We start from the raw sequence: 19,226 nt of genomic DNA, 5'->3' as shown, positions 1-19,226 counted from the left end.
CATGAATGAAGTCGTAATCGTCTCGACGGCGCGTACCGCGCTGGCGAAGTCCTTCCGCGGGTCCTTCAACGATACCGAGGCGCCGCTGCTCGGCGGCCATGTAGTGCGCGCGGTGGTGGCGCGCGCCGGCGTCGAGCCCGACGCGGTGGAGGACGTGATCATGGGCGCGGCGGTGCAGCAGGGCACCCAGGCCTACAACATCGGCCGGCTCTGCGCCTATACCGCGGGCCTGCCGGACAGCGTGCCGGGCATGGCCCTGGACCGCATGTGCGCCTCGGGCCTGATGAGCATCGGCGTGGCGGCCCGCAGCATCATGGCCGGGGAAATGGACATCGCCGTCGGTGGTGGCGTGGAGTCGCTGTCGCTGACCCAGACCAAGCACAAGAACACCTACCGCGCCCAGTCGAAGGCGGTGCTGGAGGTGATGCCGGCGGCCTACATCCCCATGCTGGAAACCGCCGAGATCGTCTCGCGGCGCTATGGCATCAGTCGCGCCGCCCAGGATGAATACAGCCTGCACAGCCAGCAGCGCACCGCGGCGGCGCAGCGCGCCGGGCTGTTCGATGACGAGATCGTGCCAATCGAGGTCGAGCGCCTGCTGTTCGACAAGGACGGCCAGCCCGCCGGCCACGAGCGGGTGCGGGTGGCGCGTGACGAATGCAACCGGCCCAATACCCGCCTGGAAGACCTGCAGGCGCTGCAGCCGGTGTGGAAGGACGGCAAGTGGGTGGAGCGCGGCGAGTTCATCACCGCCGGCAACGCCTCGCAGTTTTCCGATGGCGCCGCCGCCTGCCTGCTGATGAGCCGCACCGAGGCCAGGCGTCGCGGGCTGACCCCGCTGGGCATCTACCGGGGCATCGCCGTGGCGGGCTGCGCGCCGGAAGAGATGGGCATCGGCCCGGTGCTGGCGGTGCCCAAGCTGCTGCGCCGCTTTGGCCTGCGCAGTGAGGACATCGGCCTGTGGGAGATCAACGAGGCGTTCGCCTGCCAGGTCCTGCAGTGCCGTGATGCCCTGGAGATCCCGCCGGAGCGCCTGAACGTCAATGGCGGCGCCATCGCCATCGGTCATCCGTTCGGCATGTCCGGGGCGCGGATGGTCGGCCATGCGCTGCTGGAAGGACGCCGGCGCGGGGTGCGCTTTGTCGTGGTGGCCATGTGCATCGGCGGCGGCATGGGGGCGGCGGGGTTGTTCGAACTGCCTTGATGCTCCAGGGCGCCCCCCCTGCGTAGGAGCGCGGCTTGTCGTGTGACGAACCACCGCGAAGGCCTGCAAAGCAGGCCCACTCCCCTGTTGCAGCGGGACCGCATTGCGGTCCTTCGCGGTGGTTCGTCACACGACAAGCCGCGCTCCTACGGTGGCAAGCGCAAGGTCGCTGGCATCTTGCGCCAGAGCCCGGCTACCCCATTTGGACGATGCCCGGCATGACCACCCGGTCGGATGATCCCCCGACAACAAAACCAAGAGGATCACCCGATGAAGCCTGCACCGTGCCCGCATCTCTCGTCAGGGAGCCTGTCATGCGCAATCTGATCGGTTACGTCATGAGCGCCATCGTCATCGCCGCGGTGGCCTTCGCCTTCGCCCCGCGCCAGCCGGCGTCCCTGGCAGGCACCGGAATCAACGCCGACCGGGTCCAGGTCAATGCCCTGCTCGCCGATGGTGCCCGACTGCTGGGCGTCGGCGAGCGCGGCACTCTCCTGCGCAGCGACGATGGCGGCCTGACCTGGCAGGCCAGTCAGGTCGGCGGCGGTCGCCAGACGACCCTCACCGCGGTCACCACCCTCGCGCCCGGCCTGCTGGTGGCGGTGGGGCATGACGGCTGGATCCTGCGCTCCGTCGACGGTGGCCAGAACTGGCGGGAAATGCGCTACGACAGCGAACTCGGCGAGCCGCTGCTGGGCGTCTGGAGCAGCGACGGCCAGCACGTGGTGGCCTACGGCAGTTACGGCAAATACCTGGAATCCAGCGACGCCGGAGAGCACTGGACGGCGCGGGAAATGCCCGGTGACGGTGCCCACTTCAACGGCCTCGACGGTGGCCGCGACGGTCGCCAGATGCTGGTGGGCGAGCAGGGCCTGGTGCTGCGCTCCAGCGATGGCGGCCAGCACTGGCAACGCCTCGACGCTTTCTACAATGGCTCGCTGTTCGGTGTGGTGCGGCTTGGCGCGCAGCGCTGGCTGGCCTATGGCATGCGCGGCCATGTCTTTCTCAGCAGCGACTTCGGCGACAGCTGGCAGCGTGTCGATGTCGGCAGCAACCAGCCGATCTATGGTCATGCCCTGCTGCCGGGCAACCAGGGCCTGGTCCTGGTCGGCGCCGGCAGCCGCCTGATCCGTCTCGATGCCAATGGCGCCGTGCAGGACAGCTCGCAACGCCTCGGTCTCGGTACCCTGACCTCGGCGGTGGTGCTCAATGCCCGTCACCTGCTGGTCGCCGGCGAACGCGGGGTCTACCAGGGCCACGACGCCGGCGCGCTTGCCGCCACCCGCTGAAGCCTGCTATCACGCCGCCGGGGGTTTCCGTCAGGCGAAACCGCCCGCGCACGTCACCACGATAAAAACAATGATGCGGGCTCCGGCAGGCCGGGCCCGTGGGGGACTGACCATGCAGACCACGATGCCCAATGCCCGGGTCCTGGAAGCGATGGGGCTGGAGCTGGCCGACTACGAACGGTTGATCGGCAACATCTACGACGCGGCGCTGGACACGCCGCGCCTGAACGAGGCCCTGCAGCAGCTGCGCGCGCTGTTCCAGGCCAATTTCGTCACTTTGATCCTGCGCGTCGCCGACGAGCCGTTCCTGTCGCCGATGATGGTCGCCGGCGATGTCGAACTGGAGGAGGGCGGGGTCAACCACTACGCCTACTACGCCAAGTCCACCCTGTTCGACAGGCTGCCCACCGACCGGGTGTTCACCATCGAGGATCTGATGAGCGAGGCCGAGTGGCTGAGTTCATCCTTCTATTTGCTGTACTGCGAGCCCTACGGCTGCCATCAGATGCTCGGTGTCGATATCGCCATGCCCGACGGCGGCATCCTGCGTCTGCGCATCAACCGCCAGCGCGACCAGGCGCGCTTCGGCGAGGCCGAGCGGGCCATGTGCGCGATGCTCATGCCGCACCTGCGCCGGGCCCTGCACATGCATTCGCTGCTGGACCGCAGCGAGTCCCTGGGCAGCCTGTACAGCCAGACCATCAGCCGCCTGGCGGTGGCCACCATCGTTCTCGACGAGAGCGGCAGCGTCCTGCAGCTCAACCCGGTGGCGCGGGAAATCCTCGACAGCAACGACGGCCTCAAGCTGGTGGGCGGTCGCCTGGAGGCCACCTATCCCAGCGACAACCGCGAACTCAGCCGCCTGGTGCGCAATGCCTTTACCCGCGCTCGCCAGGGCGAGGGCGAAGGGCAGGGCGCGGAAGCCATGTCGGTGTCGCGGCCGTCCGGGCAGGTCAATCTCGGCGTGGTGGTGGAACTGATCCCGTCCCAGGAACTGCTCGATGGCAAGGGCAAGCCGACGGTGATGGTCTATGTGCGCGACGCGGTGGGCAAGTCCCTGGTCAGCAATGTGGTGACCTCGCAGCTCTATCACCTGACCCCGGCGGAAACCGCCCTGGCGCTCGAACTGGCCAACGGCCTGTCGCTGGAGGAAGCCTCGGAGTTGCTGAACATCCGCCGCAACACGGCGCGGGCGCACCTGCGCTCGATCTTCTCCAAGACCGGCGTGCGGCGGCAGACCGAACTGGTGCGGATCATGCTCAACAGCGTGGTCGCCCTCGGTCAGGCGGGCAGTCTGCCGCTGCCGGCGAGCGCCGTCTGAAAGGCTGCCGCCAGCACCCGGGCAGGTGCGGCGGCAGGTAAAAATGCGTTAGTCCGCACGGACGATGCTGCCGGCTCCGGCCCCTGCCGATACTGGGCTCCCGCTATCGGTAATCCAAGGAGAACAACAATGACCGGCAGTATCCTGGCCCCCCGTTGCCTGACCTCGTGGACGCGCAGCGCCACCCTGGCGGCAGCCCTGGGCAGCGTCATCATCGTCCCGGCCCAGGCCGCCCCTGAAGACGTGGCGCGCCTGGGCAGCGAACTGACCTGCCTCGGCGCGGACAAGAGCGGCAATGCCGACGGTAGCATCCCCCCGTACTCCGGCAAGTGGCTGGGTGTCCCACCCCAGGTGGATTTCAAGGGCACCGGCAACCACCCGGTCGACCCCTACCCGGACGAGAAACCGCTGCTGGTGATCACCGCGAGCAACCTGGCGCAGTACGCCGACCAGCTCTCCGACGGGCAGAAGGCGCTGTTCAAGCTGTACCCGGACACCTTCCGGATGCCGATCTACCCCAGCCACCGCGACTTCCGCTACAACGACGCAGTGTGCCAGGCAACCCGCGAGAACGCGGCCATCGCCAAGCTGGTGGATGACGGCGAGGGTGTGGTCGGCAAGACCGGCGGCACGCCGTTCCCGGTACCGCGCAGCGGCCTGGAGCTGCTGAAGAACGCCTCGACCTTCACCCTGCGTGCCTGGACCGAGGAATACATCTCCGACAACGCCTACGTACTCAAGGACGGCAATATCAACTGGGGCCGCGTGCATTCGCGCAACCTGGCGCCGCCCCTGGAACCGGGCAAGATCGGCGACACCGTGGGCAACTCGTCGTTCTACCTCAACGAAACCCTGTTGCCGCAGCGCGACAAGGGCGAGATCAACACCGGCACCGAGTTCTGGAACGACAAGACCGAACCGCGCCAGGCCTGGCGCTACGACCCGGGTACCCGTCGCGTGCGGCAGTCGCCGGGGTACGGTTTCGACATGTCGTTCCCCGGTAGCGGTGGTTCCATCACCGTCGACGAAGTGCGCCTGTTCAACGGCTCCGGCCAGCGCTACGACTGGAAGATCGTCGGCAAGCGCGAGATGTACATCCCCTACAACGCCTATCGCCTGCACTCGCCGAGCCTGAAGTACGCCGACCTGCTGACTCCGGGCCATATCAACCCGGACGCCATGCGCTACGAGAAGCACCGGGTCTGGGAGCTGGAAGGCACCCTCAAGCCGGGTTATCGCCACCTGTATGGCAAACGCAAGCTGTACATCGACGAAGACACCTGGTTCCCGATGCTCGCCGACAACTACGACAACCGCGGCGAGCTGTGGCGCACCTCGATGGTCAACTACTTCTACGCCTACGAAACCCAGGGGCAGCAGGCCGGGGTGGGGCTGTACCACGACCTCAACGCCGGCTCCTACCTGGCCTTCAACCTGATCAACGAACAGCGCAACGGCTACCAGCTGAACCGTCCGGGCTTCAGTCCGAAAGACTTCGGCCCCGAGGCGGCGCGGCGTTTCGGCCAGTAGAGCCCTTCCGGTGGGAGCGAGGCTGTCGGGGCGCCGAACCGTCGCGAAGGCCTGCAAAGCAGGCCCATGGGCACTCGGCTCCCACCACCTCGCCTAGTCCAATTGGAGGATGAAGGCAGTGCCTCTTCTGCCCAATCATGTCCTCCATGAATACACCCCTTTTTCTTGGGGTTAAGCCACCCGAGAGTTTCCACCCGAGGAACAACAACAAAATGACGAAACTCGCAGAAATCTCCCTCGACAGCGCCCAGCGCAGCCATCGCTACGCCCGCGGCTGGCACTGCCTGGGCAACGCGGCCGACTACCGTGACGGCGCGCTGCACACCTTGAACATCTTCGGTACCCGCCTGGTGGCGTTCGCCACCAGCGAGGGCGCCATCAGCATCCTCGATGCCTATTGCCCGCACATGGGCGCCGACCTGTCCCAGGGCACCATCGAGAACGACCGTGTGGTCTGCCCGTTCCACCACTGGAAATACGACACCGCCGGCAAGTGCGTGGAAATTCCCTACTGCAAGCGCATCCCGCCGAAGGCCAGGACCCGTGCCTGGCTGACCTGCGAGGAAAACGACCTGCTGTTCATCTGGAACAACCCGGAAGGCAATCCGCCGAAGGAAGGCGTGGTCATCCCGCACCTGGACGTCATGGACAGCGCGGAATGGATTCATGAATGGAACATCGACACCATGCTGATCGAGACCAACCCGCGCGAGCTGGTCGACAACCTGGTGGACGCCCAGCACTTCGGCCCGGTGCACGGCACCCCGACCAAATACTTCTCGAACATCTTCGAAGGGCATATCGGCCACCAGATCTTCCATGGCGACTCCGAGCGCCTGGGCGGCGACCTGATCGCCGAATCGGCCTACTACGGACCGGCGACCCACCTGACCCACCTCAGCTCGATGTTCGGCGATGTGCGCATTCACGCCATCCTGCTCAACAGCCACGTACCGGTCGGCCCCAACAGTTTCGAGCTGCGCTTCGGCTGCATGGTCAAGCGCGTGCCGGAATGGAGCGAGGAGCAGAACCGCGAAGTGGCCAAGGCCTATGTCCAGGGCAACCGCGACTCGTTCTACCAGGACGTCGATATCTGGAAGCACAAGATCCGCATCGACAAGCCGGTGCTGGCCGAGAGCGACGGGCCGGTCTACCAGTTGCGCGAGTGGTACGAGCAGTTCTTCACCGATGAAGAGCAGGTGCCGGCGAGCATGGCCGAGCGGCGGGAGTTCGTGACGGTCGACGAGCGTTGAGATAACCAGGGCCCGTCAGCGTCTGGCGGGCTTTTGCCTCTGAAGCACAGGTCTGGAGAAAGCCGACAATGAAAACAAGAAGCCTTCTTGCCTATTGCGTTCCCTTGCTGATTCTTGTGTCCGTGGTGCTGACGGTACTGCTTTCGGTGCCGGCGGAGCCGCTGAGCGTCAAGGCGTGCCGGCAACTGCCGGGGTGTGTGGCGGTGGTGCCAGCGTTTCAGGGGTGGCCGAGCATGCGCTGAGGTCGGTGCGGGCCCTGTGGCTGCATGGGTATCTACACATCTTTGACGGCCTGGCGGGAAACCGCATGAAGGCCGCCAAGTGCTCGTCGTGACGGGTGCAGTGCCCTTGAGATCGAGCGCCGCCCGCGCGGCGCATCGCGAGCACGCTCGCTCCTACATTTTTTGCAACGTGCCATGGCCTGTGAGAGCGGCGTTGCCAGCCTTTGGCGCTTGGCGATTTATCGCGGGGAAGCTGTTGGGTCGACGCGATACCGCGTCGTGCACACAAGGCGGTCAACCATGGCCTGTCAGGCATAGGCACGTTGCAAAAAATGTAGGAGCGAGCGTGCTCGCGATGCGCCGCGCGGGCGGCGCTCGATCTAGAGGGCGCTGCAAGGCTCAAGACAGGAACTTGGCGGCCTTGATACAGGTTCCCCGTCAAGCCGTCAAAGATGTGTAGATACCTATGCCTGTGGCTGGCAAGCCCCACAGGGTTTCGAGGTCGCACTTCAGATCTACTGGCCTTCACGCTGGCCAGGCCTATTCCCGCCCCCGCATGAAGAACCCGGCCACGTACTTGCGGAAGGTGTCCAGGCTCTTGAAGTCGGCGTAGCGGCGGAAGTTCTCCACTTCCGGCTCCGGTCCCAGCGGCTGCTCGGTCAGGGATACCGACAGCACCCGGTCCTGGTCCGAGCTGAGCACCAGTTCGTCCATCACCCGGCCGCCGATCACCGGCCGGCGCATGATCACCCGCACGCCCTTGCCGGCCATCCAGTCGATCAGCGACACCAGCATCTTCAGCGGTTCGCGCTCTTCGTCGCGGTACACCGGGAACAGCTGGGCGCGGGACAGCACCGGCACGCTGGCGACATGGATCAGTTCGTAGAAATGACTGCCGGCGCTGGTCGGCGAATAGATCGCCAGGGCCAGCAGCGGGCCCGGAGTGCGGCTACCGCCCCAGAGCAGGTGATGCCCCTGGAAGTCGAAGCCGTCCTCGCTGCGCTCGTTGTAGACCTTGCGGGCCTTGATCTGGCTGACGCAATCGAGCAGCAGCCCATGGCGGCGATGGTTGCCGAACACCGTGGACTCACGCAGACGCGCCTTGAGCATCATCATGTGCTTCATGTCCAGACGGGTTTCCAGGTAGTTGCTCGCCGGCACCCGCTCGATCAGCGGGTAGCGTCCGGCGACACCGCGCAGTTCGGCGAATTGCGCGGTGAGGTCCTTCTTCAGGTGGGTGGCATGGACGTTGAGGCCGCTGGCTTCGATCCAGGTCAGCAACAGCGAGAGCAGGCGCTGCTGTTCGCGTTTGTCGCCGCTGCCATTGTCCACGGCACCTTCTTCGCTGGCCCGGCGGAAATCACCGATCAGCCGCAGTGGCGTGTCCGGCGCCAGCCAGGCGGCGGGCGGGGTGTCCGGGTCGTCCTGCTCGGCGCCTTCGCGCTCGTCCTTGATGAACGGGCAATCGTCGGCGTGCTCGGCGGTGCCGGGGTTGTTCTTGAGGAACAGGGTGCCGGTGTGGCTGTTGAGGGTGACGTTGAGCACCGGCATGGCCCTGGCCTGGCAGTCGCAGGCCAGCCAGTGGCCGGCGGCGCGGATCTTCATCAGCAACTGGTTGGCCTGCAGCAGCCGCGGGCCTTCCAGGCTGCCGCGGTTGAAGCCGCGCAACAGTTCGTCCTCGGCCGGGGTGAGGCTGCGCACCAGGCTGGCGTTCTTTTCGATGATTCGCATGGGTGTCCTTGAAAGGCGGACGGCAATTTTCCTGTAGGAGCGTGGCTTGCCCGCGAAAGGACCGCACAGCGGTCCCGGATCCAAGATGGCCGAGGACCGCCAAGCGGTCCTTTCGCGGGCAAGCCTCGCTCCTACAGAGAGGGCGCCAGGTCGGCGGGGCAAACATAAAGCAAAATCCCGGTTCACGGCCATGTCCGTGAACCGGGAAGGAAGTGGATCAACCGCCGTACAGCTTCGCTGCCCGCGCGCGGATCTCTTCCACCGACAGGTCTTCCTTGTGCGTGGCGATGAACCACAGGTTGCCGAACGGATCCTTCAGGGAGCCGCTGCGGTCGCCGTAGAACTGGTCCTGCACGGGATTGACCTGGGTGGCCCCGGCCTTGATCGCCTGGGCGAAGCGGGCGTCGACGTCCTCGACATAGAGGTGCAGGCCTACCGACGCGCCGGGCTGCGACTGGCTGCTGAGCAGCGCGGCCTGGTCGCAGGGATCGGCGAGCATCAGCGACGAGTCGCCGATCTTCAGTTCGGCATGACCGATGCGACCGTCGGGGCTCTGGATACGGAATACCTCGACGGCGCCGAAGGCGGCCTTGTAGAAATCGATGGCCTTGTAGGCGTCCTTGATACCCAGGTACGGGGTGATGCTGTGCATGCCTTCGGGGATGGGTTTAGCTGCCATTTGCGTGTTCCTCCTGTGAACGATACTAACGGACCGACCCGGAGCGGGTGCCCCGGGCGTGGTCCTGTATATTTGTACAGGAATGCGAAATGCGCAAATCGAATTGCGCATTCACTGGACGAACGGGCAGCCGCTCAGAAGATGTAGTCGGTGGTCAGGAAACTCGACTCGCGGTTGCGGATGATGTCGCTGATCAACTGCTTGTTGGCGTCCTGGAAACGGGTCGCCACCAGGGTGCGGATCGAGAAGGTGCGCAGGGCGTCATGTACCGACAGGGTGCCTTCGGCGGAGTTCTTGCGGCCATTGAACGGGAACGTGTCGGGACCGCGCTGGCACTGGGCGTTGATGTTGATCCGCCCGACCTGGTTGGCGAAGGTATCCACCAGCAGGCCGATCTCCTTCGAATTGGTGCCGAACAGGCTGAGTTGCTGGCCGAAGTCGGAATCCAGTACGTAGTCGATCACGGTCTGCAGGTCGCGATAGGGCACCACCGGCACCAGCGGGCCGAACTGTTCCTCGTGGTAGACCCGCATCGCCGGGTTCACCGGGTACAGCAGCGCCGGGTAGAAGAACGAACCGCGGCTCTGCCCGCCGCCAGGATTGAGCACCCGCGCGCCATGGCCGAGGGCGTCGTCGACCAGGCCGTTGAGGTAGTCGATCTTGCCCGGCTCGGGCAACGGCGTCAGGCCCACACCGGGGGTCCAGGGCATGCCCGGCTTGAGCGCGGCGAGGCGGGTCTGGAATTTCTCCAGGAAGGCGTCGACCACCTGCTCGTGGACGAACAGGATCTTCAGCGCGGTGCAGCGCTGGCCGTTGAACGACAGGGCGCCGGTGAGCGCTTCGCTGACTGCGTTGTCCAGGTCCACCTCGGGCAGCACGATGCCCGGGTTCTTCGCGTCCAGGCCAAGGGCGGCGCGCAGGCGGTGAGGGCGCGGGTGCAGCTTCTTCAGGTCGCTGGCGGCCTTGTTGGTGCCGATGAAGGCGAATACATCGACCTTGCCGCTGGCCATCAGGGCGCTGACGGTCTCGCGACCACGGCCGTAGATGACGTTGATCACCCCGGCCGGGAAGCTGTCGCGGAACGCCTCCAGCAGTGGGCGGATCAGCAGCACGCCGAACTTGGCCGGTTTGAACACCACGGTGTTGCCCATGATCAGCGCCGGGATCAGGGTGGTGAAGGTCTCGTTCAGCGGGTAGTTGTAGGGGCCCATGCACAGGGCCACGCCCAGTGGCGCGCGGCGGATCTGGCCGAGGGTGTCCTGCTCCAGCTCGAAGCGGCTGGAGCGGCGGTCCAGCTCCTTGAGCGCGCCGATGGTGTCGACGATGTAGTCGCAGGTGCGGTCGAACTCCTTCTCGGCGTCCTTGAGGTTCTTGCCGATTTCCCACATCAGCAGCTTGACCACCGCCTCGCGCTGCTCGCGCATGCGTCCGAGAAAACCTTCGACATGGCGGATACGTTCGGCGACGCGCATCGTCGGCCAGGCGCCGCGGCCTTTGTCATAGGCGTGCACGGCGGCGTCCAGGGCGCCGAGGGCGGTGTCGGCATCCAGCAGCGGCGCGCTGCCGAGGATCACCTGCTGCTCGTCGCCGTCCGCGTCTTTCAGCCAGACCGGGCTGCGCACCGTGGCCAGCGGGCCTTGCCAGTGATGCAATTGGCCGTTCACCAGGTAGTCGCGCTGCTCCAGCGGCGCGCCCAGGCGATAGGCCTCGGGGATTTCTTCGGCAGTGGGAAACAGTGAGTCCAGCAAACGATCCATGGCACGACACCTCTTTTTCTTTGAATGGGTGAAACGTTTCAGTCGAGCATAACGCCGCACGATAAAAAAAAGCCAGCCTGCCTCAATATTGTTTTGCCATCGCCGATAACCGGGTAAACGGACGCAAGCAGCCGGCGTATGACGACAAGAAACCTCGCCCTGGAAAACACCCCTCGACCGCTTCCCACCCGCGTGCGCTCCACCGCTTATCGTCTGCTGCCGATCGGTTTCGCCGTGATCGGCATCGGTCTTTCCGTGGCCCTCGGCCGCCTCGACGTGCAGCGCGAGGAAAGCGAGCTGATCGCCAACGCGAGCATGCGCCTGTCGGGGATTCGCGCGGGGCTGGAGGCGCAGATGCGCTCGGCCTTCGGCGAGACCGAGGGGATTGCCCAGTTGCTCAGTGCCGACGGCGATATCTCCACCAGCCATTTTCACGACATGGCGCGCCAGGCCCTGGAATCGGTGTCCTATATCCGTCACATCTCCCTGGCGCCCAACGATGTGATCGCCGATGTCTACCCGCTGGAGCACAACCACGCGGTGCTCGGCCTCGACTACCGCCTGCTGCCCGCGCAGTACCCGCTGGTGCGCCGCGCCCGGGACAGCCAGGAAGCGGTGCTGGCCGGTCCCGTGCGCCTGTACCAGGGCGGCGAGGCCCTGATCTACCGGCGCCCGGTGTTTCTCAAGGGGCACAAGGGCGTGCGCCTGTACTGGGGCAATGTCTCGGTGGTGGCGAATATCGACAGCCTGCTGCGCGAGGCCGGGGTGGCCGAGGATCCGACCTTCCGCCTGGCGCTGCGTGGCGCCGACGGCGATGGCGAGGCGGGGGCGATGATCTGGGGCGACGAGACGCTGTTCGCGGCGTCGTCGTCGTCGGTGACCCTCAACGTCGATGTTCCCGGGGGGACCTGGCAACTGGCGGCGATGCCACGGGACGGCTGGTCGTCCATGACCCTGTTCGGTTCGCCGCTGTTCCTCTTCGCGCTGTCCACCACGGGACTGTTCAGCCTGTTCGTGGCCCAGTTGAACCGCAGCAATCGCCTGATCAACCAGCGCAACGCCGAGCTCAAGTATTCCCAGACGCAGTTCGAACACTTGGCGCATTTCGACGTGGTCACCGGGCTGCCCAACCGCGTGCTGTTCCAGCGCCGCCTGGAACAGGCCCTGGCCGCGTCGCGGGTGCAGGTGGCGGTGCTGGTCCTGGATATCGATGGCTTCAAGCAGGTCAACGACAGTCTCGGCCACGCGCTGGGCGATCTGTTGCTGGAACAGGCCGCGCAACGCCTGCGCGCCGGTATAGGGGTGGATGACACGGTGTGTCGCCTGGGTGGCGACGAGTTCGCCTTCATCCTCGGCCGTGCCCACGCGGTCGACTATGTGGGCAAGGTGGTGGACGGCCTGCTGCGGGCCCTGCAACGCCCCTTCGATCTCAAGGGCAACGCCGCCCTGGTCAGCGGCAGTATCGGCGTGGCCTTGTGCCCTGAACATGGGCACACCGGGGAAACCCTGATGCGCCACGCCGACACCGCGATGTACGCGGCCAAGGAGGGCGGACGCAACGCCTGGCGCCTGTACCACAGCGACATGACCGAGCGCCTGCAGCAGCGCCTGGCCATGGAGCGCGCCCTGCGCCGTGCTCTGGAGCAGAAGGAGTTCGAACTCTGGTACCAGCCGCGCATCGATCTGTTCAGCGGTCGTGTCGAGGGCGCCGAGGCGCTGCTGCGCTGGCGCGATCCGCAGCACGGGCTGGTGTCGCCGGGCGATTTCATTCCGCTGGCCGAACGGACCGGGCTGATCATTCCCCTGGGCGAGCAGGTGCTGGAGCTGGTGTGCAGGCAGGTTCGCCTGTGGCGCGACCGCGAGCTGTTGCCGGGGCCGATCGCGATCAACGTGGCGGCCCTGCAGATCGAGCGCAGCGATTACGTCGGCAGCCTGACCGGTGCCCTGCAGCGTCACGGCCTGGACCCGCAGTTGCTGGAAGTGGAGATCACCGAAAGCCTGTTGATGGAAAGCCAGCAGCATGCCTGCGAAGTCCTCGCCCAGTTGCAGGCGCTGGGGGTGGCGACGGCGGTGGATGACTTCGGCACCGGCTATTCGTCGCTGGCCTATCTGAAGGCCCTGCCGATCAATCATCTGAAGATTGACCGGGCCTTCATCAAGGACCTGCCCCACGGCGACAACGACGTGGCGATCACCCGGGCGATCATCGATCTTGGTCACGCCCTGGGTTACCGGATCACCGCCGAGGGCATCGAGACCCATGCCCAGCATCAGTTCCTGCGCAATGCCGGTTGCGATCACGGCCAGGGCTACCTGATCGGCCGGCCGATGCCGGCGGAGCGTTTCGAGCACTGGCTGGCCGGCGAGCGCTTCAGCGCCGTGCAGTATTGAGCACGGCGCCGGGCGCCGGGCTCACCAGCGCAGCGGGTTGCCCTCGGCGATACCACGGGTGAGGTCATCCAGCAGGCGTCGGCGTTCGCGGTCGAGCTGGCGGCGCAGGTGGTTGGCTTCGTTCAGGTATTCGCCTTCGCTCAGCAGGTTTTCGGCATCGAGCAACTGGGCGTTGGCCTGTTCCTGCAAACCTTCGAACTCGGCGTGGTAGCGCTGTTCCAGATGCCGGGTCCAGAAGCGGATCGCCGCTTCGCCATTCGCGCCTTCGGCGAGCAGGGCGTCACGGCCGACCGCGGTCGAGCCTTCGATCAGGCGCAACTGGTGGCGGATCACGCTGGTCCAGTTGCCGTCCAGTTGCGCCGCTTCCCGTTCGACACCCATCAGGTTCACCGGCTCCTGCGGGCCCGGGGCCAGGCGCATGCGCAAGTGCGGATCGTTGCCCAGGCGTTGCAGGGTCAGGGCGCGCAAGGCTTCCAGCTGTGCTTCGCTGGCGTTCGGCAGGCGTGCCAGCAGCGCATCGTCGAGCGCCAGGCAGCGTGCGCTGTCCACCGCGATACGCAGGTAGTGCTCACTCTTGAGGCGGGGCGTGGTGAAGGGTTCGGGTCGTTCCAGGTCGGCGGTCCGTTCGAACTGCAGGAGCCTGCCGGCGTCGATGCGCTGGGCCATGGTGCGTGCCCGCGGACTGGACTCCAGCCACGGCAGCATGAACCAGAAACGCCGCCGCGTGGTGTTCGGCGCGGCCCCGTACATGGGTTCGTCGGCGACGCGGCGGAGGTCGCGGCGGTACTCGATCGGCAGCAGTCGACTGAGGCGCTGCCAGCAGGCCAGGGTGGTCTCGTCGGCATTGAGCAACAGCGTCGTGTAGTCGTCCTCGGCGACCAGCAGGTCGATGCCGGTTGCCTCGTAGTGCGCATCGATGCGGTTCAGCGAATCGTTGTCCAGCGGGTTGTATTCCAGGCTCAAGGCCCGTTGCGCCGCTGGCGTGAGGTCCTGTTCGAGTCCTTCGGGCAGGCGGGAGATCAGGTTCGAGGACAGATCGAGGTTCTGCAGGTGCGGCAGGTCGCTCAGGTGTTCCGGCATGCGCAGCAGGGAACAGTCGAACAGGCTGACATCGCGCAGGTTTGGCGCCGCGGTGAGGTCCGGCGGGCTCTGCAACGGGTTGCCGGACAGGTTGAGCTCTTCCAGGTCCGGGTATTCGGCCAGGGCCTCCTGGGAAATGGACGACCAGGTGATGGCGTTGTCGGTCAGTTCCAGGAAGCGCAACTGCGCGCCCAGTCCCGCCGGCAGGTGCCTGAGCTCCAGTGCGCTGGCCCACAGCGCGCGCAGTGGCGGCAGTTGACTGAACAGCAGATGGGGAATCGCGTGCAGGGGATTGGAGCTCAGGTTCAGTTCGCGCACATGAGCGAAGGCATCCGCCAGGTGTGGCAGGGTGGCGAAGTCCGTGTCGTCGAGACCGATCGACGACAGGTCCAGTTCGGCCGGGTTGGCCTGGTTGCGTTGCCAGCAACGGATCAGGGTGTCCCGTGCCACCGTGCGCAGTGGCGCGTCCGCGGCCCACTGGCCGAGGACGGTGCGCAGGTAGTCGAGTTGCCGCTCCAGCGCGCGCAGTTCGAGGTGGGGCGGCCGGCCGGCGTTGTTCCACTGTTCCAGCGCGCTGCGTGCCTGTTCGTCGCTGACGCTGGGGTAGAGCCGGCGGTAGCGGGCCAGCAGGGCATTGCCGGCAGCGCGCGTCGGTGGGTAATGGGCTGGCGGCGGGGTATCGAAGCCGCCGAGCAGACGGCCGTCATCGCTCCAGCCGTCACTCTGCGCGGACCAGATCAGGCTGCGCATCGCCCCGGGATTGCCCTGGGCCTGCTCGACGATGGTGTCCTTCAGGGCCTGCGGCTCGCTGCCCAGTTCCGGCAGCGCCTGCAGCAGCGCCTCGAACAGGTCCGCGACCGGGGCCCGCGGCTGATCGTCGAGCACTGCGCAGTAGCCGCCGGGCACCTTGAGAATCAACCGCGGATCGCTGGCGAAACGTTCGCCGGCGCGCTGCAGCAGCGGACCGGAGCGGTCGCCGCTGCGCAGTTCGAGGCTGCAGCCCTCCGGCCAACCCGCTTGCCGGGGCAGGCTGAGCAAGGCCAGGCGCTCGCTGGCCGGGAGGCAGCGATCCGGCCGGTAGAGCCCCTCGACCGCGGCCTGCAGCGGGTCTTCGGCAGGCACGCCGGCGCGCACGCGCTGCAAGGTCGGGAGCAGGCGGGGCGGGATCGGTGTGTGCTTGAGGTAGACGTCCAGCAGTTCATCGCGGCCGATGCCCTCGATACGGCTGGCGACTTCCAGTTCCGCATCGCTGTAGTCCTCGACCGTCGCGCCGAGGCGGCGCAGAAGGGTGCGCCGTGGCCATTCCAGCGGATGTTCATGGGCCGCATGCCAGACCCCTTGGCCGTTGTGTTCGAGCGTCGGCTGGAACGCGTCGGGGTACTCGGGATGGCTGATGCACCAGCGCTGGCCGTCGGCGTGGGGGCGAACCGCGAAGTGTCCGTCGTCGAGGCGCACATGGCGCTGCGTCCCCGACTCCAACAGGCCCAGGGCATTGGGCCGGGCGTCGGCCGGCGGGTCGACGCGGTAGGGTTGCAGATCACCGTTCCACAAGCGTGGCGTGCCGTCCGGACGGATCACTTCGATCAGGTTGCGGGTGAACTTGCCGGCGTAATGCAGGGCCACGCCGGTGACCACGGCGGTGCCCAGGTCCAGCGCCACCGCCTTGGCATGGGCGAGGGCGCCGTCGATGTCACCTTGTTCCCAGGCTTCGATGCCTTCGTAGACCTCACCGAGGATCTGCGCGGCGAACACCATCATCATCAGGCTGCCGGCGGCGGGCACGAAGAACGCCGCTACACCGAGCAGGTCCAGTCCCACCGATTCCCAGTAATGCAGGCGGCGCTGGCGTGCTTCCTCGTCGACGACGCTGCTGGGAACCGCCAACTGGCGGCCTTCGTTGAGCAGGCGCCGGTGGTAGCGATCCTGCAGAAAACCGAAGAGTTCGTCCTCGATGGCGGTGCCGTGGCAGTGCAGGTCGCAGTCCGCCGGGGCTTTCCATGCACTGTTGCGTTCGCCCGGCACGGTCTGTCCGGTGAGGTTGCGCTGCAGCACGCTGGCGAAGTGCTCGGCCTTGTCCTGCTGGATGAACCCGTAGAAGCGCTGGCGCAGCGCCGGGTCGCACAACAGTTGCAGCAGCGCGTGCTGGCAGGCGGCGAAGCTGGAATGGCCGGTCAGGGCCTCGGGCATGCCCGGCAGGTAGAGAAACACCGCTTGCGCGCCTGTGGCGGGACGGATCAGCAGGGCATCCAGGACATCCACGCCGAACAGGCTGAAATGTTCACAGCGCGGCAGAGTGCTGGCATCCGCGCCATCGATCAGGCGCTGGATCGGTTCATGTTCCAGCTGCGGATCGCGCAGGCGCGCGAGCAGCAGGTCCAGGCGCAATTGCTCGCGGCGCGCGTTGATCGCCAGTTCGCGTACCCGCGGGCGGCCGTACAGCTGATTCAGGTGATCCTGATAGCGCTGGCCGAGATCCAGGTCGTGGCATTGCTCGGCGAACCGGGCGGCACTGAAGGGCAGGGGGTGGAAGTGGTAACGCGCGTAACCGTTGAACGAACCGACGCGAAACTCGCCTTTGATCGCCACGCTCTCCGGCTGCAGCTCCGGGTCCTTTTCGAAGTTCTGCAGCGCGGCCTGCAGCAGCGGTTCGACCCGGTGGTTGAGTTCAGTGACCAGCGTGCTCCAGCTCCAGTCCCGGCTGAAGCGGACGAAGTGCATGTCACGCGGATCACCCTGCAGGCCGAAGCGCTCGCGCAGGCGCTGCATCAGCACGGGGTTGGCGAAGTCGCTGGGGTTGCGCAGTTCGCGCAGGGCCCTGGCCAGGGCGAAGGTCACCGCGCGGGTGCGCAGCAGGGTCTGCTCAAGTTCGGCGCGCAGTTCCGCTGGTGCGTTGCGTACCGAACTGCAGTTGGCGTAGTCGTCGAGGTGTTGCAGACGCTCGATCTGTTTCGGCTTGAGGTCGGCGAGCCAGCGTGGCAGGCGTTCCCTGACCAGCAGATCGTGGTGGGTGGGAGGTTGGGGGGACATGGGTGCACTCCTGCTGAGAAAAAAGGAGTGCAAGCACACCGTGCCGCCGGGCGGTGGCGGTGGCACATAGTTATTCGGGGGCGAGGCTATAGTGACAGGAGTCGAAAAAACTCAGTCGAGGACAAACCCATGACCCTGATCAGCCGCGAAGTCTGGTGGTTCGAGCCGCCCAAGCCGGGACAGACCGAAGCGGATCTGCGCTGGGGCTTCCTTGAGATCCACAGCGACCGGCCGCCACGTTTCGTCGATGAGCGACCGACCGACAAGCAGATGGCGGAGCGCAAGAGTTGCCGGCATTTTCCGGAGGCGGAGGAGTAGGCACGGTGTTGCTGGTGGTTTCTGGAGGTTTGTCCTCACTGTTGCAGAAGAGGCTGGAAAATCGACAGGCCCATTCTGCCGATCAGAAAAACCAGCAGGATCAGGAAGAACACCCGGATGAAACCGCTTCCGTAGCGCAAGGCCAGGAAAGTCCCGGCAATGGCCCCGGCGATATTGCTGACGCAGAGCACTCCCGCGAATGTCCACAGCACATGACCTGACGGAACGAAGAACAGCAACGCTGCGCTGAATGTCGCCAGGTTGACCAGCTTTGCCGAGGCGGACGCATTCAGGAAATCGAAACCGAACAGCTTGACGAATGCGAAGAGTAAGAGGCTCCCGCTGCCGGGCCCGAACAGACCGTCGTAAAAGCCGATCAAGCCACCTGCCAGCATGCCCAGCAGAATCTCTTTGCCGCCGCAGGGGTGGGATGAATGCGTTCGTCCGAGATCTTTTTTGGCGAAGGTATAAACAGCCATTATCACCAGCACGACGAAGATCAGATGCTCCAGGACGGCTCGGGGAATCAGTGAGACGGAGAACGCTCCCAGGTAAGCGCATGCAAACGCCGAAATCATGGTAGGGAGCAGGAGTTTCCAGACAATGTTGATACGCCTTGCATAGCTGAAGATCGAAGCGGCGTTACCCGCCAGCACAGCAAGTTTGTTGGTGCCGAACACCGTGGCCAGGCTGTACTGGGGGAGGGCATGTAACAGCGCGGGGACCTGTACCAGTCCGCCGCCACCCACTGCGGCATCGATCAGCCCGCCACAGAAGGCAAAGAATGCAAGCGCGACAACGGCACTTTCCAGGTCCATGAAAAAGCCTCGAACGGGTTTGAATAGTTTGTCGGGCAGGCAAAGTTGCATGCCCGGACAAAATGCGTGCAGACATCAGATTGATGGTTGACGGTATGCAAGAGTGTCAGTTTAGAGCGTCGTGCAAAGACTGAAATGCCACCCCGACACGCTTGTTGTAGTCCAGCATGACGGTTCTGAGTTGATCGAGTTCAAAGGCGACGAAATGCACGAAAATTATAATTGCGGTCTATGTTTCGCCGGGGTTTAGCGGTTCTGATGAACTTGAAGGCTTGCCACTCTATGCCGTTTTTCTATGTCTGCAAGTGTGTTGCATGGGTGAATGTTCCTTTGGTGATGTGGGAAATATCCCTTTGAGTGCGTTGCAGCAAGCGCGGGAACTGTGGCTCGTCACGCGGATGCGTAGATATCTACACAAGTTTGATGGTCTGGCGGGAAAACGCACCAAGGCTGCCAGGTGCCTGTCTTGAGGTGTGCAGCACCCTTGAGATCGAGCGCATGACGATACCCTCTGTGCTGGTCTAATGGCTCCGGACACCTCAATTAGGGAGAATCCCCCTACTGAGGAGTACCCCCGATGACCAAGAAGTACAGAAGATTCACCACC

Annotated in this window: 13 protein-coding genes; 8 read left to right on the top strand and 5 right to left on the bottom strand. The window is 65.4% G+C overall.

Annotated features, from left to right (window positions below; all coding sequences use genetic code 11):
- Position 1 precedes the first annotated feature (1 nt).
- From CHB99_RS25650 to CHB99_RS29875, 6 genes are all read left to right on the top strand, one after another.
- On the top strand, positions 2 to 1,204 hold the full coding sequence (locus CHB99_RS25650) for an acetyl-CoA C-acyltransferase (protein ID WP_042128690.1): 1,203 nt from the start codon (positions 2 to 4) through the stop codon (positions 1,202 to 1,204).
- 314 nt (positions 1,205 to 1,518) lie between these two features.
- Positions 1,519 to 2,493 (top strand): WD40/YVTN/BNR-like repeat-containing protein, encoded by a 975-nt coding sequence (locus tag CHB99_RS25645; RefSeq protein ID WP_042128692.1) that lies wholly within the window; start codon positions 1,519 to 1,521, stop codon positions 2,491 to 2,493.
- A gap of 112 nt (positions 2,494 to 2,605) precedes the next feature.
- The gene (locus CHB99_RS25640) at positions 2,606 to 3,814 is read left to right on the top strand and encodes a helix-turn-helix transcriptional regulator (protein WP_042128694.1); all 1,209 of its coding nucleotides are present in this window, start codon (positions 2,606 to 2,608) and stop codon (positions 3,812 to 3,814) included.
- 129 nt (positions 3,815 to 3,943) lie between these two features.
- Positions 3,944 to 5,344: a DUF1329 domain-containing protein gene (locus CHB99_RS25635; RefSeq protein ID WP_245655657.1), complete on the top strand. Its 1,401-nt coding sequence runs from the start codon at positions 3,944 to 3,946 to the stop codon at positions 5,342 to 5,344.
- A gap of 212 nt (positions 5,345 to 5,556) precedes the next feature.
- Positions 5,557 to 6,597 (top strand): 3-ketosteroid-9-alpha-monooxygenase, oxygenase component, encoded by a 1,041-nt coding sequence (locus tag CHB99_RS25630; RefSeq protein WP_042128696.1) that lies wholly within the window; start codon positions 5,557 to 5,559, stop codon positions 6,595 to 6,597.
- A 68-nt stretch (positions 6,598 to 6,665) separates the two neighbouring features.
- Entirely contained in the window at positions 6,666 to 6,839 is a 174-nt protein-coding gene (locus tag CHB99_RS29875; RefSeq protein WP_167335886.1) for a hypothetical protein, read from the top strand.
- Between the two features lie 519 nt (positions 6,840 to 7,358).
- Here CHB99_RS29875 and CHB99_RS25625 read toward each other — a convergent pair.
- From CHB99_RS25625 to CHB99_RS25615, 3 genes are all read right to left on the bottom strand, one after another.
- Positions 7,359 to 8,549, bottom strand: a complete 1,191-nt coding sequence (locus tag CHB99_RS25625; RefSeq protein ID WP_042130401.1) for a hypothetical protein — start codon at positions 8,547 to 8,549, stop codon at positions 7,359 to 7,361.
- Positions 8,550 to 8,766: 217 nt separating this feature from the next.
- Positions 8,767 to 9,228 carry a VOC family protein gene (locus CHB99_RS25620; protein ID WP_042130403.1) on the bottom strand — a complete coding sequence of 154 codons (462 nt, stop codon included), beginning with the start codon at positions 9,226 to 9,228 and terminating at the stop codon, positions 8,767 to 8,769.
- A 134-nt stretch (positions 9,229 to 9,362) separates the two neighbouring features.
- Positions 9,363 to 10,985, bottom strand: coding sequence for an NADP-dependent glyceraldehyde-3-phosphate dehydrogenase (locus CHB99_RS25615; protein WP_042130405.1), 1,623 nt, complete (start codon positions 10,983 to 10,985; stop codon positions 9,363 to 9,365).
- 138 nt (positions 10,986 to 11,123) lie between these two features.
- On the opposite strand from CHB99_RS25615, the gene CHB99_RS25610 reads away from it, so the two are divergent.
- Positions 11,124 to 13,376, top strand: a complete 2,253-nt coding sequence (locus CHB99_RS25610) for a putative bifunctional diguanylate cyclase/phosphodiesterase (RefSeq protein WP_042130407.1) — start codon at positions 11,124 to 11,126, stop codon at positions 13,374 to 13,376.
- 21 nt (positions 13,377 to 13,397) lie between these two features.
- On the opposite strand, the gene CHB99_RS25605 is transcribed toward CHB99_RS25610, so the two are convergent.
- On the bottom strand, positions 13,398 to 17,483 hold the full coding sequence (locus CHB99_RS25605; protein WP_042130409.1) for a leucine-rich repeat domain-containing protein: 4,086 nt from the start codon (positions 17,481 to 17,483) through the stop codon (positions 13,398 to 13,400).
- A 129-nt stretch (positions 17,484 to 17,612) separates the two neighbouring features.
- Between CHB99_RS25605 and CHB99_RS25600 the strand changes: the two genes are divergently transcribed.
- A complete protein-coding gene (locus CHB99_RS25600) occupies positions 17,613 to 17,801 on the top strand; it encodes a hypothetical protein (RefSeq protein ID WP_042130411.1) in 189 nt (62 codons plus the stop codon).
- Positions 17,802 to 17,836: 35 nt separating this feature from the next.
- On the opposite strand, the gene CHB99_RS25595 is transcribed toward CHB99_RS25600, so the two are convergent.
- Positions 17,837 to 18,619 carry a sulfite exporter TauE/SafE family protein gene (locus CHB99_RS25595; protein ID WP_042130414.1) on the bottom strand — a complete coding sequence of 261 codons (783 nt, stop codon included), beginning with the start codon at positions 18,617 to 18,619 and terminating at the stop codon, positions 17,837 to 17,839.
- Positions 18,620 to 19,226: the final 607 nt, after the last annotated feature.

Source organism: Pseudomonas japonica (genome assembly GCF_900188455.1).
Lineage (GTDB): Bacteria > Pseudomonadota > Gammaproteobacteria > Pseudomonadales > Pseudomonadaceae > Aquipseudomonas > Aquipseudomonas japonica.
Note: the sequence above shows the minus strand (reverse complement) of the source record. Positions and strands in the feature narration are given on the sequence as shown.

Excerpts from the sequence above, each read along its gene's own strand:
- CHB99_RS25650 (WP_042128690.1), top strand. The coding sequence starts at position 2 with ATGAATGAAGTCGTAATCGTCTCGACGGCGCGTACCGCGCTGGCGAAG.
- CHB99_RS25645 (WP_042128692.1), top strand. The coding sequence starts at position 1,519 with ATGCGCAATCTGATCGGTTACGTCATGAGCGCCATCGTCATCGCCGCG.
- CHB99_RS25640 (WP_042128694.1), top strand. The coding sequence starts at position 2,606 with ATGCAGACCACGATGCCCAATGCCCGGGTCCTGGAAGCGATGGGGCTG.
- CHB99_RS25635 (WP_245655657.1), top strand. The coding sequence starts at position 3,944 with ATGACCGGCAGTATCCTGGCCCCCCGTTGCCTGACCTCGTGGACGCGC.
- CHB99_RS25630 (WP_042128696.1), top strand. The coding sequence starts at position 5,557 with ATGACGAAACTCGCAGAAATCTCCCTCGACAGCGCCCAGCGCAGCCAT.
- CHB99_RS29875 (WP_167335886.1), top strand. The coding sequence starts at position 6,666 with ATGAAAACAAGAAGCCTTCTTGCCTATTGCGTTCCCTTGCTGATTCTT.
- CHB99_RS25625 (WP_042130401.1), bottom strand. The coding sequence starts at position 8,549 with ATGCGAATCATCGAAAAGAACGCCAGCCTGGTGCGCAGCCTCACCCCG.
- CHB99_RS25620 (WP_042130403.1), bottom strand. The coding sequence starts at position 9,228 with ATGGCAGCTAAACCCATCCCCGAAGGCATGCACAGCATCACCCCGTAC.
- CHB99_RS25615 (WP_042130405.1), bottom strand. The coding sequence starts at position 10,985 with ATGGATCGTTTGCTGGACTCACTGTTTCCCACTGCCGAAGAAATCCCC.
- CHB99_RS25610 (WP_042130407.1), top strand. The coding sequence starts at position 11,124 with ATGACGACAAGAAACCTCGCCCTGGAAAACACCCCTCGACCGCTTCCC.
- CHB99_RS25605 (WP_042130409.1), bottom strand. The coding sequence starts at position 17,483 with ATGTCCCCCCAACCTCCCACCCACCACGATCTGCTGGTCAGGGAACGC.
- CHB99_RS25600 (WP_042130411.1), top strand. The coding sequence starts at position 17,613 with ATGACCCTGATCAGCCGCGAAGTCTGGTGGTTCGAGCCGCCCAAGCCG.
- CHB99_RS25595 (WP_042130414.1), bottom strand. The coding sequence starts at position 18,619 with ATGGACCTGGAAAGTGCCGTTGTCGCGCTTGCATTCTTTGCCTTCTGT.